We start from the raw sequence: 14,773 nt of genomic DNA on the forward strand, positions 1-14,773 counted from the left end.
ACAATTTCATATGTAACCCTTAGATTCTGTTACCATCCCGCACACAGATCCAGAGGGCCAGCAAATGAAACAAGCCATATCATACGTCCGCTTCTCCAGCCACCGACAGCAAGGCGGCACCAGTGTAGAACGCCAGGAGAAGATGATCGCTGAGTGGCTGACTTCGCATACTGAATACATGCTGAGCGCTCTCACCTTCCGAGATTTAGGTAAAAGTGGTTTCCACGAAGAACACCTAGAGAATGGTGGCGGCTTCGGAGAGCTGCTATTCGCAATCGAGCAAGGGGCAATCAAGGCTGGGGATGTGGTTCTGGTCGAGGCATTAGACCGTGCTGGGCGCCTACAACCACTCGACATGATTACCAAAGTGATCGCCCCGATCCTGAATGCTGGCGTGGCGATCATCACGCTCGACGACAACACCGAGTATACGAAACAGTCGGTCGGCGGTCCCCAACTCTTCTTGTTAGCGGCCAAGATCCAGGCTGCACACCAATACTCAGAGACGCTTTCGAGACGTGTGACTGCCTCTTATGACAAGCGGCGGAAACAGGCACTGGAAGGCGTCACCCCGAAACGCATGACCCCGGTATGGCTCAACAGTGACGGCTCTGTACGTGAGGATGTAGCGCCCTGGATCAAAGAAGCATTCGAGCTGTATGTCTCGGGAATGGGCAAATCCACCATCGCCAAGAGGATGCGTGAATCTGGTGTTGAGCGGCTTGCCAAGTGCAGCGGCCCTTCTGTGGAAGGCTGGCTGAGAAACGAAGCAGCCATAGGGCGTTGGAATGGCAACAACGTTTACCCCGCCATCATCGAACCAGCTCTGTTCTACAAGGCACAAATCCATGCAGAGAAGGTGAAGACGCAACGCCCGGTGAAGACCGCTAAACACTTCCTTGTAGGATTGGTGAAATGCGGGTCGTGCGGCAAGAACTACATCATCCAGAACAAGGACGGAAAGCCCCACTCCATGCGTTGCCGCATCCGTCAGAACCTCAAGGGCTGCGATAACTCGCACATCGTGCCTAAGCCAGTGATCGAGGCCATCTACCGCTGGACCTCTACCCAAGCTGCTTGGGATGCACTCACCCAGCAGCAGATGAGCGTCAACGCTAAAGAGATCGTCACTAAAGAAGCTGAGCTTCTCGATCTCAATAAAAAAGTGGATGAGGTTGCAGACGTAGTCGTCAAGCTGGGAGGGTTACCGGAGCTTGTGACACGACTTGAAGCGATGAAGGCTAGCCGCGAGGCGCTCGAAAGCGAGCTGACGATTCTCCGTAAAACGGAGGATTCAACCTTCACTATGCACTGGAGCCAAGCCGCGAAAATAGAGGACTTCAAGAGAGATGATCCCCAGCGCCTTGCTGCAATGCTGCGTAGTGTTGGGTATGAGATCGTCGTGAACGACGATGGCCGCATAACCACGTCAGGCTCAGAAAGCGCCATCTACCGATACGGCGGCGTTGATCGTAAGAGTGGCATGTACAAGGTCATGCGAGGAGACAAGATGCAGCTAGTGCACAAGCTCTCTTACAACGTGTTCTCGGATGAGCATGATGAATGGTATGGGGGCGACGATAGCCCTGCTGAATCGGTGTGGCTGGAAGAGGACTACAAGGCTCTTCAGGACCAACACAAGTAACCCTGAAGGGGGCCAATCTTGTGATAAGGGGTGCCCCCGAAAAATTCTGCCTCGGAGCAACGACGTAGAGAAAAATAGTGCAAACCGCTGGGCACTAGGGCTACAGCGAATACCCACTATTCACTCACAAAGTACGCACAAGTTATCCACAGGCGATCGCCTTGCAAAGGCCCTAAGACCGCATTATCGTGTGACCCAGAAACGCAAAACCCCCAGATCATGGGGGTTGTAGAGGTAAGCTAGCGAGCTGAGCACGGTCTGTCGCCAAACTTCACGTGCCCTGCTCGCCCTCCCCGATACGCGCATTTCTAGAACGCATGAATCTGGGCAGGTGGTCATTAAGCCAATAGCGTGACCGTCACGTCAATACACATTCTGTGTACTCGTCGTCACGCCCAGAGGATTGCACCTACTGCAATTCCTACAGAGAGCAATGACTACCATGCGTAGACGCCATCCTCGCCGCTCGTCGGCACCTCGCAATAAAACCGTGTACGTTCACGCCTATCCACGCTTCCGCTTAGGCCGCTGGGAACATGTCTGCCAGCACTACCGGAGTGCTCCGCATCAACTCACCTTCGAGTTCTAAGCCAACAGGCCACACCTCTCTGGGTGTGGCCACCCCACTGACATTGACTACCACGAGGTATCCCATGGCAGAGAAAGTGACTTGTGATGTGTGCGGCTCAATCTACAGCTTCCAAGCGATCAAGATCCCGGTGAGAGACAAGGACAGCATCGAATGCTTCGTCTGCGACAACCGCCTAAAGAGCTGGAACGGTGCGAAGATGTGGTCGGCTGAACTCCTGGAACGACACGAGAACCATAAGCCCAATCCGGCTGAATAGAGGATAGCCCTGTGATCGGCTACGGCAACGTGAGCCGTAGCCACCCTCACCGTTTACGCACACCGACGAAGCGAGCTGAAATGAATCGAGCAGGCGAACGCGTGGAGCTGCTGGTCAGCCTCCACAAGAATGAAGCAAGCAAGCTAGACCACTTCATCCTCGGTGCCACACTAGCTATCTGCGCTTACCTAGCCCAAACAAACCCCTACGCTCAACTGGGAGTCAACAAAGAGACCTTCCTACTCTGCACACTGCTTGTGTTCGCAACCAGTGCACTCTGCGGATTTAAGCGGCTAGAGGCTGTCGTGGATTCAATACGTCTGAATGCCATTGCTCTACAACAGGAAAATGACGCATTGCGAGCCTACATGCTCGAACGGGTCAGAGAGAGTAAAAGGGCCTCAACGTACTACCTCGCCCGCAACTATCTCCTGGCTGCCGGCACCATCTGCTACCTCGCTACAAAGGTTTGGGCGACCTACCAGAACGACGGATGGATACCAGTTAATTAACCAAGGAAGACAATCTCAATGCTCCGTACGTCCGCCTTGTTAGCGCTTCTCGCCTCTTCATCAACACTCGCCGCCTACTACACTGAAGCACCTGACCCGGCCTACGAGAAAGCGAGCATTGCCCTCTTCTGCATGAACCACTTCTACAACCGCACGAAGGGGCATCTTGGACTTCAAGCCGGAATGGCGGCACAACAAGACCTCGCCAAGCAACTGACTTCACTTCCTGACGGCGAGAAGCTTGCAGATAACCTCAGGCTAGCCCTGGACTCGATGACAAAGGACGAAGGCAATAAGGCAGTCTCGCCCTTTTGTTGGCAATACATCCCATCAGATCACGGCCTGACGTCGGACCAGATCGAACACTTCCTGAAACACAGCTCCCTAGACTGAGATACCCGCCCCGCCGCCGGAAATGGGTTGCTTGGGGTGGGGGCCAATCTGTTTGCCAGCCCGGAAAATAACCCTGAGCTATCTGCACTAGAATCAGACAGTTCTACCCGAGCGAGTGGGTTAGCAATTCAAGCCACTGATACCTAAGGGCGATGTTGACGATGTACACGACCTACATAACCTACAAAGGCATCGTCTACACCGCTACCTACTCCGTTGGTGACGGCATGGTGAAGGTGCGGACAGCGCTCTACGGAGAAGCTTCGACCCAAATCAGCAACACACCGGTAGAGTGGTTAGCCCGCAACCTTCTGCAATCACTGATTACTGATGCAGATAGTAAAGGTCGACTCTGAAACCAGCCTGCCGCCAAAAGTGCTTAGCGGCCCCCTCACCCGGTCAGTGGGAACGCCAGGAATCTAAAAATAAGTTGAGAGACCGTCCAGGCACGACGAAGCCCGCACAGAGGCGGGCTGTAGGCACTGATAAATCGCTTACGACTTCATCTCACGTTTGATCCTGTAGACAGTGGCCACACCGCACTCAGCGAGCTTAGCTACATCATCAGCTGACATGGTTGGGTGCTTAGCCATGATTGCAGTCACCTTCTCCCACATTGCAGTGTTCTTGCCCTTACCCGCAGGCTTCCACTCAGGATCAGCTGCACGCTTGTTCTCCAAGCCCTGCTTGATCCGTTCAACACGCTTCTCCTGATCGAGCCTTGCCATTGTCGCCATCAGATCTAGAAGCATGTTGTTAATCACTTCCATGATCTGGCCGGTGATCCCTCTGTCTTCAACCATCATATGACTGGTGGGCAGGTCAGCAATGACCAGACGTAGCCCCTTGCCCTTGATCGTGGCCTTGAGCGTTTCCCAATCAGTCTGCGACAGCCTGCTGAGGCGATCCACCGACTCAACCAGCAGCACCTCACCCTTCTCAGCAGTATCGAGCAGACGCATCAGTTCAGGGCGGTTGAGCTTGGTGCCGCTGATGTTCTCGCTGTAGGTGGCAACAACTGACAATCCCTTCTCAGCAGCGAACGCTTCAAGCAGCGACTTGGCACGCAGAGCGTCCTGATCCTTAGTGGATGCACGGAGATACAGATGAGCTTTGGGGCTGTGGGCGTTCATGGCTAACTATCCTTTGTAGTCTGCTTCTATAGACTAATGATAAATCGATCACTTAGCTATCCGCAATAGATATTTGATAGTTAACAGATGTCACCTCTCGCACTACTAAAGGAGTCTACTTCTCTGATAGCGATCATTCATCAGATCGAAGCGCCTCGATGCCTTTGGCGATTCCCTCAGCGTTTGCATCGAGGGTGGCCAGTGCACTCAACACGTTCTCATGCACGTTTGTTGACCCCCTCTGCTTGATCCACAAGCTCACCTCTTCCACCGCTGCACGTAAGGCAGTTTGGTTGAGGTGCAACAGCTCCAGGGCATCCGCCGTGATCTGGTCTTTCATCAGCTCTCCTAAGCGATTTCGATGGGTCGGATCGTCGCAGATGTTAGGACACGGTGCCAACCAATGACGAGGGTGGGCGAATCGATGCTGTCCGGCAGAAACCGAGCAATTCGACGTGGATTCTGAAATCTGCGTGCGAAAACTCAAATCTAAATGAGAATAACGCATCGGACTTAGCCGCCCAACCCTACAGCCCACGCAGAATGCTGACTACAGACGGGTTACACCTTAAATCTACCAACAGCAACTGAATGTACACGTAGGATAAACCAGGGTTAATCGAGGTATTATCATGGTTTTGACGAAGGAACGCACAATGACCATCACCCTGCTTGAAATCGGTAAAAACCCAGACGAGCCATTCCACGTTACGATGATGCTGCCGCTACCAGCAGAAACCCCATTCGGAAACTTCCAGCTTAAATGGATGGATATGTTTTCACGACTGAATGAGGTGAATCGTCAGATCATCACCAGTTATAACAACTGGCAAGCGGCAGTCACAGGCAGCATTGAGGACAGCATGGAAGGCGTTTTCAACACACACCGTTTCTCAACAGAGTATGCCGTCTCAGGCATGCGTAGAGTTGCGGATGAATTCGTAGCACTTATCTGGTGTTTACAGAAACTCGAAGAGACAGGAGATTACCCCAAGCGAATCGAAATAGATATGCTGGGACTTGTCCTCAAACATTCTTACGATGGCCCAAAAGACATATTCAAGAGAAACATAGAACTAATCAAACTACTCAACGATCTTTCCAATACATTCAAACACTCATTCATTCAATCCGATATTGCACGAATCGGTAAAGAAGAGCCACTAATCCTAGCATTGAATCTCGAACGGGCAGATCTAAAAAACACCCCCAAGCCCTACGTTGTGCGGATGTCAGAATTTGTTGCCCAATACAATAAATTCTTCCATGATTGCCATGAATGGCTTCACCAGTGGTGCCGAGTCAAGAAAGAGCAATAGACAATTGCTGCCCAATTAGCTTGTAACGCTTTTCAGGGTAGCAATGCGGCTGGAGGCCACGTATTCAAAGGGCTGTAGCGATTCAACACTCTGCGGCACCCCTATCAGAGATAGTTGCAGTAGGCGTGTTCGTTTCTTCCAAGCATGAGAAAGCCCCGCCATCACTGGCGGGGCTGATGTTAGTAGGGTGCAGCCAAGGTGTAGGCAGTACCTGACTCTGAAGCAATCGCATGGAATGGGATCTTAAGCGGTGCATATGCAAGCACCCGCTCTAGACCATCATCATCGCACTCAGCCTCTACAGCAGGAGTGTTACGACTAATCATATCGTCAAGGATGCCCGACACTACATCAAACTCTTTGCCATGCAACAAATCGAACAGAGCTTGCTCTTCTTCAGACTGAACACTCCACTTAGCTCGCAGCGGCATTAGAGCATCAACCTCCTGCATCCGCTCGACTATCACGGACAGATCAGGACGGTATTGCACGAAGCGTTCAAGCTCGTGGCGCAGCACATCGAATGACTGGAACACGTAGCGCTTCACAGCGAATGATCCAGGCAGGAGATGCTGTAGTTCATTCTTCAGATCGGACAATGCCTTTGTACTCATCCCGTCCAATGCGTCAATGTGTTTACGGTGCTCAGGATTGAATGGGTCGAGATGATCGTTTAGCCAATCCATATGTTTGAACCGCTGTGATGGCTGTAGCTTGGCGATACGTACAAACTCTTCAACCACCTGCTCACCAATGTAGGAGATCACCCGATCAAGCACTGACCCTTCTGCCTCAGACGCTTTAACGGCGTAGGCAGATGCAATGCCTGTTCGGCTGATCTTCTTGCCGTATCCGAAGTGAGATGTACCGTGCGCCTTGTTCATGCTCTTAGGGGCTAAACACAGATTCTCAGCATGGAGCAAACCACCATTCTCAACAGGGGCGATATGGGAAATCTCAAAGTCACGCACTGACCCGTACTGGTTCGCACGAAACGCGTACTTCCATACATTGTATAGATGAGTCAGCGTTGCCGCTGTGTGTCCAGTGAGGATCTCCAACGTGCCAGCACGCTTACACTCTCTGGCGAGGTAAAAGAAGAATGGAGTACGCCGAGCCTTATCCAGACGATCAACGCGAGGGCGTTTCTTGTTCTGCACCCTGGTGGCACAGGTAGAGTTGCAGTACAGCTTCTTGGCATTGGATGTGCTGAATGGTTTCTTGCAGTCAGGGTTCTTACAGCGGCGTGTCTTGCGTACTGCCTTAGTCTTTGTTGCTTGTGTTGCTTTGGTCATTAATAGCTCCTGTCAGGATGGCTGTGGATTGGGTTTCACCTTGATTGGCGTTGTATTCGATACGGCACTGACTGGAGCAGAACGGGTTGGCTCGCTTCTTGTAAGTGACATGACCGCAATTGCGGCAGGTGCAGAGTTTCATAAGCATCTCCTGTTTAGTGCAGTGCTCTCGCACTGAAGTTGTAACGCTAAAAATGGCTGCATCCCTTACGGGACGCGGCTTAGACGGCAATTGCACCACTATCAGAGATAGTTGCAGGATCATTGCATTCGATTGCGATCCATTGCCTTGCTGATGTACCCCTTCATTGCCTCTCGCTCATGTGAGAACTGCACTTGTACATCATTGCGATGTTCCAGAACGAGATGAGCCGCAGCCAATCTGGCATCATTCTCAGCAGCAGATGCAAACCAGAGTGCAGAACAAATCGAGATAGTGCAGGCGATAGCAATCGCCTTGATATCTTTAATCATGGTTATCCTTATTAATGGAAAGGCCAGCATTACACTGGCCGAATTTAGTGAGCTTCGCTTAGATCTGCATTCGTTTGTTGGAATGCCTTACCTAGCTTCTGATCCACTTCCTTACCTACGATGCGGGCAAGCTGATCTGGATCACTAGACGAAGCGTTTACAGTTACATTGAGGACTGGCGAGTTCGTGACATTGTTTGTGGTGGAGTTGTTAACGTTGTTCACCACAGGCTCACGCTCTCTCGTACCCTCATCACCCTTCGCCACAGCTGTTGCATACGGTGTGCGATTTGCAGACTCCACCCCTGCCCTCACAAGCCCCTGGAGCATTGGCGAGGTCATAAGCTCTTCTAGTCGCTTCGATAGTTGGCTTGTGTCGAGCTTCGATGTGTCGAGTGCAGGCGGCACCGGATTCACCGGAGAGTCAGCTGGCACCTTGAGCTTGTTTGCTTCGCCCTGCTTGTAATCAGGGACACCCAAGAACCAGTTCCAGAATTTGCCGACTGGCCCGCCCTGATGCTGTGTGCTGCCTTCTACACCGGAGTAATCATGGCTACCCACCATGCCCAAATTCACAGGCAGATCAGCCGTAGTCATACGGTCTTGCGCCTGCTGTTGATCGCTCTTCTTGGAACCATCGAGATTATTGCCAGCGGCAAAGTTCAGCATGCTGGTTGCCAGTTTGGTCAGCCCGATATCGAACTGTGTGAGCGTGATCTGTAATGGCTGCAACGCCTGATTCAGTTGCCGCTCCGCCTCAATCCGCTCGTGGATAACGTCTTTCAATTCCTGGCTGGAGTTGAGCCTGTTGGCACTCATATATTGCTGGTTGGTAGCTCTGATCTGGTCGGCATCAATCGACTTCATCTGCTTCGCCAATACGTCTTGGTTAGCAGTGAGGTAATTCGCCATACCCTGATCGAAGTCCTTGGCGAGGATGTTGCCTTTGGTGACTTGAGCCTTAAACCATGCGGCCTGCTCTTCAGGCTTACCCTTGAACTTCAACCGCTCTGCCGCTGCTGCACGAATTGAGCTTGCCACTGGCCCGCCGATAGCATCGAACAGATCGTTTACATCAGATCCCTCAGGCTTGCCCTTCGATCTGATCTGCCCAAGCTGGTAGGCAGCACGTTTGGCCTGTTCCTTGTCCAGGGCAGCAGCACGGAACACTGCACTCTGGTCTTCATACACCTTAATAGCCTGATCGAGCGTCTTACCAATGGCAATCTGACCTTGTACGAAATTGGCGAACACCTTGGCGTTTTCAACCGATAGCTCCTGCCCGTACTTGTTGGACAGGTCTACGAAAGCATCACGTGCACGCTTCTGGTTAGCTGGATTCTTACCGCCTGCTGTCTCTAAACTCGTGTTGAACTGCTCTGCTGTATTCGCCCCTTCCTGCCGTTGCTTCACACGCTCGTTGAAATAGCTGGCTGCTTGAGTCAGGGCATACAAAGCTGCACCAGCAGCACCCAAGGCAATGGAGAACGAACTGAGATCCATACCCGATCCACTGGCACGGCTAGCACGAGTGGCTTCCCAATGCTGCTGCCGTTGCTGTGCCCATGCGAATCGCTCTGTACGCTGCTGGTGAGCCTCTTCCTGGCGACGCTCACGACTCTTGGAAGCCTGCTGCTGTTCAGTGAATCGCTGTGCTTGCCTGATTCCACGCTCACGAGCTTCGATTAGTGCAAGCTCAACCCGCTTGGTGACGGACAGCGACTGTAGGTGCTTCTGCTGCATGATCTGAGTACGGGCTTGCTGCTGGGCTAAGATCGACTCCAGACGTGTTTGCTGGGTCTTGGCAGCAGCCACAGAGGCGTTGTTCTTGATCTCTTGCCCTTGCACCCTCAATCGCTCCATGTTGGCTTTATGGGCCTTCGCCGCCGTCACTGCCTCCTGTTGCTTCTGCCTGATGAGAGCCGTGGCAATCGCTACCTCCTGTTTGGAACCTGCAAATTGAAGTTTCTGCTGTGCCAGCTCAGCGGCGAATGTCGCACGCTTCGCCTTCTGCACAGCCACTTCCAGCCTTAGCTCACGATTCAGGTGATGATTAACCTTGGCATCAGTTCTCGCTGTAGTCGCCTTGGGAGTTAACCCCATCTTCTTGGCAAGCTGGTCTGCCTGCTTTGACATGTCTTTCATTCGCTGCTCAACCTGATTCAAGTGCGAGTTGAACCGTTGCAGCCCCGACACATCCACCTTGAAATCAAGCAGACCCGTGAGCTTGGCAATCACTTCCTGATTCATCTACTACCTCCGTAACTACGTCCACTAATCTTTGAGTAGCCACGAAGTGCTACCCCTACTCTCTTCTCAAACAACCCACGGTTTGGCCCTAAATACAATTGACTCTCTGCGAAGCTGCCTGCATTCAAGAAACTTTGCAGAAGAGCACTGAATACTGGAGCACCGCCCACCATCAGCAGCAGCCCATCATTTACTCGCACCCAAACAAGCTTGTAATCTGTGCCCCCAGTGAATGCACGGCACTTGTGGCGGTATGACTTACACAGCAGCCTGATATCAATAGCATCAGCCTTGAGGATAAAAGCAGCATAATAACTGCCCTCCCCCATCAAACGGCTAATGTTTTCATTTAAGTAAGTCATGCATCTTTACCCCCAATGCCTGCTCCATCTGCAAGAGCACCATACCGGCAACGATGTTGTCCGCCCAAGCGTGCCTATCCGCTGGATTCAAACCAGCAGCCTCAAGGTAAGACTTCCGTACTTGCAATGCGAACTCTTCCATACTCACTGGAGAAGCTTGCACTTGAGTCACTTGCACTGGAACATCACTTACTAAATGCGGAGCGTATTTGGCCTTGAGAATCTCATATGTACGATCCATCATTTACCTCCCATCAACTCAGCACGTACTTCAGCCATCAATTCAGCCTCTTCAGCCTCTTGGGCTGCCTTAGCTGCTTCTTCTCGTTTACGACGTTCGGTTGCAACACGCTGTTCGAATGTACGCTGGATAATGGCTTCGTTCTCAGCAACTACAGCAGCATGTAGCTTCGCCTCAGCCTGCTTATGCACCTCTTTCAATTCTTCCGCACGCACTGCCTCTGGCTTCAGCAGATACACTGCAAACTGCATAGGAAGATTGGCCGGCGTAAAAGCCTGCGTCATCACATCGCTCTTACTCCACCCTTGCGAAGCTTTCTCCAAAACAAGATCAATCAAACCATCTGCTGTTGTGGCAATGAATTCCTCAATAGCTCCGGCAGCGTAAAAGCGCGGATATACACCATTAACCGGCATGACAGATATATCGTCTACATAACCAGTCAATCGCCCCATATAGAGACGCTCAGCCTCGGCCTTGCACGCCTCGATATCTTTCCTTGTTACCTTCTTCATAAGTTGTTGCATATTTATATTCCTCTGTAGTTGTTATGCTGCCCGATTACGGGCGTAGTGGTGCCGCAGACTGAAAGTAGCCCGAGACTTGTTGAAATTGGCTTATTGAGCCCGCGTAATTCGCGGCCTCCAGGGGTGCTACTTTGGGGGTGCCGTAGGTAGCATTAAGGATGGGATTCTGTAGCTCTACAGCCCAGTAAATCCGCATCAGCGATCTGCTAGCATTTCCAAGAATGCAGGACTAATAGCTGCAAGCTCACCTGCACCTACAAGCGTACCGTTACGATTCTTGTCTGCTAGTCGGTAATACTTGGTTAAGATGGCGTCTGACACAGGGATGAAACGGTGTGTAACGGAGTTGGTTGGCTTGGTGCTGGAAGCGATTACGCTGATGATGAGCGAAGCGCTCTCGTTGATAACAATGTAGTTCGACATAGATAGTTCCTTAGCATGTGGTATTTCTCTCCTTTATGGCTTATGTGATGTGTATTGGTTAACGACTAGGGTTAGGCCAGAATCTCTTTACCGCGAATAACGGCACGTTCAATTCTTCACTCACTTCAAGTGGCGTCATGCAGTGACAATGTTTGGCGATGAACGCTCTAAGCCTCTCGATTGTGTCCTGCTGCTTCTGATTTTCTTTCATTGTTGTTTCCTCTGTGGGCGTGACATTAACCACCTCAAGCTCTGCAAGCTGGCGCTTCTTGTTGCGGTGGTATTCTTTGTTACATGTAGGCGAGCAATACAACGCTCGCTGCGTCTTGCTGGGGAATGGTGTCTCGCAGTGTTTGCACAGACGTAGCACTACGGCCATACGATCTCCTATGGTTGTGAGTTTAAGTATTGGGTTGGGGTGGGGTGGAACGGAACGACAGCCAAGAAAAAAGGCACAAGATTGAGGTCTCGTGCCTTCGGGCACCACTTACGGAGGATGTCTGTTCAAATCGCGTGATAGGTGTCTTTCAGGAGATGTGGCCTGATATGCCGAGACGGGGCGACAGGAGCGCAACCTAAAACGCTCTACCGTGTTGCGAGCCGATCAACCCGGTGGTGATCCATATGGAAACAGTGGCTCTGTCGTGACAGGAGAAAGATGTTCTCTGATCTACATGAGTAGTCTAACACACATCCCAGAATTGTCAATCACATATGCAGTAATAATGCAAATATATTTTAGCTATCGAAGATACTCCATTAATTCCGAATATGGGTTACTTAGAAAACACTTGCTCCCAGCCTTTGATGACACGGCCAGTGCCAATCACGCACTGGAAGGGTTTGCCGCGTGACCACGACGAGTCGAACTCGCTGCCGTCGGCCAGCCAGCCGGTGTATTGGGTGGTGATCAGGGCGCCTTTGACGGCGGCCTTGCCGTCGCCTTCGACGAGGTCAGTGATCTGCAGTTCGCTGCTCATGGGCATGCTCCAACGCTGTAATTCAAGGCCGCCCTTGTCTCAGGAATGCACCGGTTTGGCAAGTTCGCGTGGTGTTCCATGCTGGCGCATCGACCACAGCACCCCACCGATCACCAGCAGGATCGCCGCCGCTTCCAGCAGACTCGGCGCGGCCTGCCGCCAGAAGAAGGCATACAACAGCGCGAACAGGGTCTCGAACACGATCAGCTGACCGCTCAGGGTCAATGGCAGGCGTTTGGACGCAGCGTTCCACAGTGCCGTGGCCAACCACGAACCCAGCACTGCGCAGCCCAGGCAAGCGGCCCAGAACAACCACCAACGCGCCATCGGTGCCTCGACCTGCAGCTGCTGCGGCTGCCACAGCGCCAGGGCGGCAACCATCACCAGGCTGCTCAGGCCGGTCAGCACGCCGATCAGCACCGACCACTGGTGGCTGTCGAAATGCCCGCTCTGCTTGAGGTAACGGCTGTTCTGCACCGCATACCAGGTCCAGCAGGCCAGCGCGGCCAGGGCATAGAACAGCCCCATGAGCTTGTCGCCGATATCCCCCGGGGCAAAAGCGAAGGTCTGCAGGTTGATGCACAGCATCCCGGCCAGGATCAGCGCCAGCGGGCCGATCAGCCGCCGGATCGGCACCGCGCCGCTGTCGTTGCGGCCGTACAGGGTGATGGTCAGCGGCAGTACGCCGACGATCAGCGAGGCAGGTGCCACGCCCAGGCGCTGGATCGCCGCCACCAGGCAGATGAAGTACAGCAGGTTGCCGACCACCGCCAGGCGCAGCAGCATCCAGCCGTCCGCCAGGGTCAGCTGGCGCAGCTGCCGGGCCATCGGCACAGCCAGCAGCAGCGAGATCATGCCGACCAGCGCATAGCGCACGCTGCTCAGCAGCATCGGGTTGAATTCGGGCAACAGCGCCGGAACCATCAGTACCATGCCCCACAATGCACCGGCCCCACCGGCATACATCACACCGCGCTTCACGCATTCCGCTCCTGTTCTTGGATGCGCGCAGGCTACCGCCGTGCGCGGCTGGCGGCAAAGGATCTTTGCGTCTGGGGCGATTGCCGTGGGGAACGGCTCAGCTGAATTGCTCGAACGCCTGCTCGCCGGTCAGTTCCTGGGTCTGGTTGGCAAAGCAGTACCAGGCGGGTTTCTGCTCGACGAAGATCTGCAGGTCGAAGTCCCAGGCCTCGTCGCCGTCCAGCAGGCCCACGGGGACCGCATAGTGGTCCTTGTCCTTGAGCCGGTAGTAAAGGTGGGTGCCACAACGGCTGCAAAACCCACGCTGGGCCCACTCGGACGAGTCGTAGACCTCCGGCGCCCGCCCCTCGAAGAGCGGCGCTTGGCTGCAGTCCACGACCAGCAGCGGGCCGCCAGTCCATTTGCGGCACATGCTGCAGTGGCAGGCACTGATGCGGGTATTGTCGACAGTGGCACGCAGGCGGGTTTCACCGCAGAGGCAGCTACCGCTTTTTTCCAGGCTCATGATGGGGCTCCTTGCAGGTTGGGCCAGCAAGTATAGATCGGGCCCCACACCACAGAGCCCGCAGCACCATCCGTCCGATCAGATGAACACGCTACCGCGCAGGTACAGCGCCGCACGCCCGCTGATGATCACCCGGCCATTGCCAGGCACTTCACAGTGCAACTGGCCCTTGCGCGCCCCGCCCTGCTCGCAGCTCAGCGACGACTTGCCCAGCCGCTCGGCCCACACCGGCGCCAGCGAGGTATGCGCAGAGCCGGTAACCGGGTCTTCGTTGACGCCGACCCGCGGGCCAAACCAACGGGTGACGAAGTCGAAGCCACGGCCAGCGGCAGTGACCGCGATGCCCCGCACGTCGAATGCCGACAAGGCCACGAAATCGGGCTTGAGCGGGTCGAGCAGCACTGCATCATCGACCACCACCACGTAGTCGTCGGAGCGGTAGACCGCCGTGGCCGCGCTCAGGCCGAGCGCCTCCAGCAACCCGGCCGGCACGTCCACGGCTTGCGGCTGCTTGGCCGGAAAGTCCATGGCCAGCAGGCCGTCCGCGCCACGGCTGACCCGCAACTCGCCACTGCGGGTATTGAAGCGCAGCACTTCGGCTTGCTCGCCCAGCTGTTCGAACAGCACGTACGCCGATGCCAGGGTGGCATGGCCGCACAGGTCGACTTCGACGGTGGGGGTAAACCAGCGCAGGTCGAAGCTTTCGCCGTTGCGCACGAAGTAGGCGGTTTCCGACAGGTTGTTCTCTTCGGCGATCCGTTGCAGCACATCGTCCGGCAGCCAGCTTTGCAGCGGGATCACCGCCGCCGGGTTGCCACCAAAGGGTTCGGCGGAAAAGGCATCGACCTGGAAGATTTCGAGTTGCATCAAACGCTCCTTGTGATCC

18 protein-coding genes and 1 pseudogene are annotated in these 14,773 nt (G+C 53.9%); 5 read left to right on the forward strand and 14 right to left on the reverse strand.

Annotated elements, in window-relative coordinates:
• The first annotated feature begins 64 nt into the window (after nt 1-64).
• The 4 genes from CAF78_RS00570 (at nt 65) to CAF78_RS00585 (ending at nt 3,398) form a co-directional block, all read left to right on the forward strand.
• Nucleotides 65-1,645 carry a recombinase family protein gene (locus tag CAF78_RS00570; RefSeq protein WP_085677825.1) on the forward strand — a complete coding sequence of 527 codons (1,581 nt, stop codon included), beginning with the start codon at nt 65-67 and terminating at the stop codon, nt 1,643-1,645.
• A 653-nt stretch (nt 1,646-2,298) separates the two neighbouring features.
• Nucleotides 2,299-2,493 (forward strand): hypothetical protein, encoded by a 195-nt coding sequence (locus tag CAF78_RS00575; RefSeq protein WP_085677824.1) that lies wholly within the window; start codon nt 2,299-2,301, stop codon nt 2,491-2,493.
• Between the two features lie 11 nt (nt 2,494-2,504).
• Nucleotides 2,505-3,005, forward strand: coding sequence for a hypothetical protein (locus CAF78_RS00580; RefSeq protein ID WP_256573951.1), 501 nt, complete (start codon nt 2,505-2,507; stop codon nt 3,003-3,005).
• Between the two features lie 18 nt (nt 3,006-3,023).
• Nucleotides 3,024-3,398, forward strand: a complete 375-nt coding sequence (locus CAF78_RS00585) for a hypothetical protein (protein WP_085677822.1) — start codon at nt 3,024-3,026, stop codon at nt 3,396-3,398.
• Nucleotides 3,399-3,892: 494 nt separating this feature from the next.
• On the opposite strand, the gene CAF78_RS00595 is transcribed toward CAF78_RS00585, so the two are convergent.
• Entirely contained in the window at nt 3,893-4,531 is a 639-nt protein-coding gene (locus tag CAF78_RS00595) for a recombinase family protein (RefSeq protein ID WP_085677820.1), read from the reverse strand.
• 133 nt (nt 4,532-4,664) lie between these two features.
• Nucleotides 4,665-4,871, reverse strand: a complete 207-nt coding sequence (locus CAF78_RS00600) for a hypothetical protein (RefSeq protein ID WP_085677819.1) — start codon at nt 4,869-4,871, stop codon at nt 4,665-4,667.
• 316 nt (nt 4,872-5,187) lie between these two features.
• On the opposite strand from CAF78_RS00600, the gene CAF78_RS00605 reads away from it, so the two are divergent.
• Nucleotides 5,188-5,850, forward strand: coding sequence for a hypothetical protein (locus tag CAF78_RS00605; RefSeq protein WP_085677818.1), 663 nt, complete (start codon nt 5,188-5,190; stop codon nt 5,848-5,850).
• 179 nt (nt 5,851-6,029) lie between these two features.
• On the opposite strand, the gene CAF78_RS00610 is transcribed toward CAF78_RS00605, so the two are convergent.
• The 12 genes and pseudogenes from CAF78_RS00610 to CAF78_RS00650 form a co-directional block, all read right to left on the reverse strand.
• On the reverse strand, nt 6,030-7,145 hold the full coding sequence (locus CAF78_RS00610) for a hypothetical protein (RefSeq protein WP_085677817.1): 1,116 nt from the start codon (nt 7,143-7,145) through the stop codon (nt 6,030-6,032).
• Between the two features lie 261 nt (nt 7,146-7,406).
• On the reverse strand, nt 7,407-7,619 hold the full coding sequence (locus CAF78_RS00615; protein WP_085691002.1) for a hypothetical protein: 213 nt from the start codon (nt 7,617-7,619) through the stop codon (nt 7,407-7,409).
• A gap of 44 nt (nt 7,620-7,663) precedes the next feature.
• Nucleotides 7,664-9,868, reverse strand: coding sequence for a tape measure protein (locus CAF78_RS00620; protein WP_085677816.1), 2,205 nt, complete (start codon nt 9,866-9,868; stop codon nt 7,664-7,666).
• Complete coding sequence (locus tag CAF78_RS27550; RefSeq protein ID WP_143514993.1) at nt 9,865-10,230, reverse strand: hypothetical protein; 366 nt, start codon at nt 10,228-10,230, stop codon at nt 9,865-9,867. The genes CAF78_RS00620 and CAF78_RS27550 overlap by 4 nt, the downstream gene beginning before the upstream one ends.
• Nucleotides 10,214-10,474, reverse strand: coding sequence for a hypothetical protein (locus CAF78_RS27555; protein ID WP_143515291.1), 261 nt, complete (start codon nt 10,472-10,474; stop codon nt 10,214-10,216). Before CAF78_RS27555 ends, CAF78_RS27550 begins: the two co-directional genes overlap by 17 nt.
• Nucleotides 10,471-10,998, reverse strand: a complete 528-nt coding sequence (locus tag CAF78_RS00625) for a hypothetical protein (RefSeq protein ID WP_085677814.1) — start codon at nt 10,996-10,998, stop codon at nt 10,471-10,473. The genes CAF78_RS27555 and CAF78_RS00625 overlap by 4 nt, the downstream gene beginning before the upstream one ends.
• 195 nt (nt 10,999-11,193) lie before the next feature.
• Nucleotides 11,194-11,421, reverse strand: a complete 228-nt coding sequence (locus CAF78_RS00630; RefSeq protein ID WP_085677813.1) for a hypothetical protein — start codon at nt 11,419-11,421, stop codon at nt 11,194-11,196.
• 58 nt (nt 11,422-11,479) lie between these two features.
• Nucleotides 11,480-11,800: a hypothetical protein gene (locus CAF78_RS27560; protein WP_143514994.1), complete on the reverse strand. Its 321-nt coding sequence runs from the start codon at nt 11,798-11,800 to the stop codon at nt 11,480-11,482.
• Nucleotides 11,801-12,212: 412 nt separating this feature from the next.
• Nucleotides 12,213-12,401, reverse strand: a pseudogene (locus CAF78_RS00635) (FKBP-type peptidyl-prolyl cis-trans isomerase); the annotation flags it as partial.
• 39 nt (nt 12,402-12,440) lie between these two features.
• Nucleotides 12,441-13,382, reverse strand: coding sequence for a DMT family transporter (locus CAF78_RS00640; RefSeq protein WP_085677812.1), 942 nt, complete (start codon nt 13,380-13,382; stop codon nt 12,441-12,443).
• A gap of 97 nt (nt 13,383-13,479) precedes the next feature.
• Nucleotides 13,480-13,887: a GFA family protein gene (locus tag CAF78_RS00645; RefSeq protein WP_085677811.1), complete on the reverse strand. Its 408-nt coding sequence runs from the start codon at nt 13,885-13,887 to the stop codon at nt 13,480-13,482.
• Nucleotides 13,888-13,965: 78 nt separating this feature from the next.
• Entirely contained in the window at nt 13,966-14,754 is a 789-nt protein-coding gene (locus CAF78_RS00650) for a PhzF family phenazine biosynthesis protein (RefSeq protein ID WP_085677810.1), read from the reverse strand.
• Nucleotides 14,755-14,773 lie beyond the last annotated feature (19 nt).

This window comes from Pseudomonas sp. R28(2017) (assembly GCF_002112505.1).
Taxonomy (GTDB): Bacteria; Pseudomonadota; Gammaproteobacteria; order Pseudomonadales; family Pseudomonadaceae; genus Aquipseudomonas.

Excerpts from the sequence above, each read along its gene's own strand:
- CAF78_RS00630 (WP_085677813.1), bottom strand. The coding sequence starts at position 11,421 with ATGTCGAACTACATTGTTATCAACGAGAGCGCTTCGCTCATCATCAGC.
- CAF78_RS00585 (WP_085677822.1), top strand. The coding sequence starts at position 3,024 with ATGCTCCGTACGTCCGCCTTGTTAGCGCTTCTCGCCTCTTCATCAACA.
- CAF78_RS00615 (WP_085691002.1), bottom strand. The coding sequence starts at position 7,619 with ATGATTAAAGATATCAAGGCGATTGCTATCGCCTGCACTATCTCGATT.
- CAF78_RS00625 (WP_085677814.1), bottom strand. The coding sequence starts at position 10,998 with ATGCAACAACTTATGAAGAAGGTAACAAGGAAAGATATCGAGGCGTGC.
- CAF78_RS27560 (WP_143514994.1), bottom strand. The coding sequence starts at position 11,800 with ATGGCCGTAGTGCTACGTCTGTGCAAACACTGCGAGACACCATTCCCC.
- CAF78_RS00645 (WP_085677811.1), bottom strand. The coding sequence starts at position 13,887 with ATGAGCCTGGAAAAAAGCGGTAGCTGCCTCTGCGGTGAAACCCGCCTG.
- CAF78_RS00570 (WP_085677825.1), top strand. The coding sequence starts at position 65 with ATGAAACAAGCCATATCATACGTCCGCTTCTCCAGCCACCGACAGCAA.
- CAF78_RS27550 (WP_143514993.1), bottom strand. The coding sequence starts at position 10,230 with ATGACTTACTTAAATGAAAACATTAGCCGTTTGATGGGGGAGGGCAGT.
- CAF78_RS00620 (WP_085677816.1), bottom strand. The coding sequence starts at position 9,868 with ATGAATCAGGAAGTGATTGCCAAGCTCACGGGTCTGCTTGATTTCAAG.
- CAF78_RS27555 (WP_143515291.1), bottom strand. The coding sequence starts at position 10,474 with ATGATGGATCGTACATATGAGATTCTCAAGGCCAAATACGCTCCGCAT.
- CAF78_RS00600 (WP_085677819.1), bottom strand. The coding sequence starts at position 4,871 with ATGAAAGACCAGATCACGGCGGATGCCCTGGAGCTGTTGCACCTCAAC.
- CAF78_RS00610 (WP_085677817.1), bottom strand. The coding sequence starts at position 7,145 with ATGACCAAAGCAACACAAGCAACAAAGACTAAGGCAGTACGCAAGACA.
- CAF78_RS00575 (WP_085677824.1), top strand. The coding sequence starts at position 2,299 with ATGGCAGAGAAAGTGACTTGTGATGTGTGCGGCTCAATCTACAGCTTC.
- CAF78_RS00650 (WP_085677810.1), bottom strand. The coding sequence starts at position 14,754 with ATGCAACTCGAAATCTTCCAGGTCGATGCCTTTTCCGCCGAACCCTTT.
- CAF78_RS00595 (WP_085677820.1), bottom strand. The coding sequence starts at position 4,531 with ATGAACGCCCACAGCCCCAAAGCTCATCTGTATCTCCGTGCATCCACT.
- CAF78_RS00605 (WP_085677818.1), top strand. The coding sequence starts at position 5,188 with ATGACCATCACCCTGCTTGAAATCGGTAAAAACCCAGACGAGCCATTC.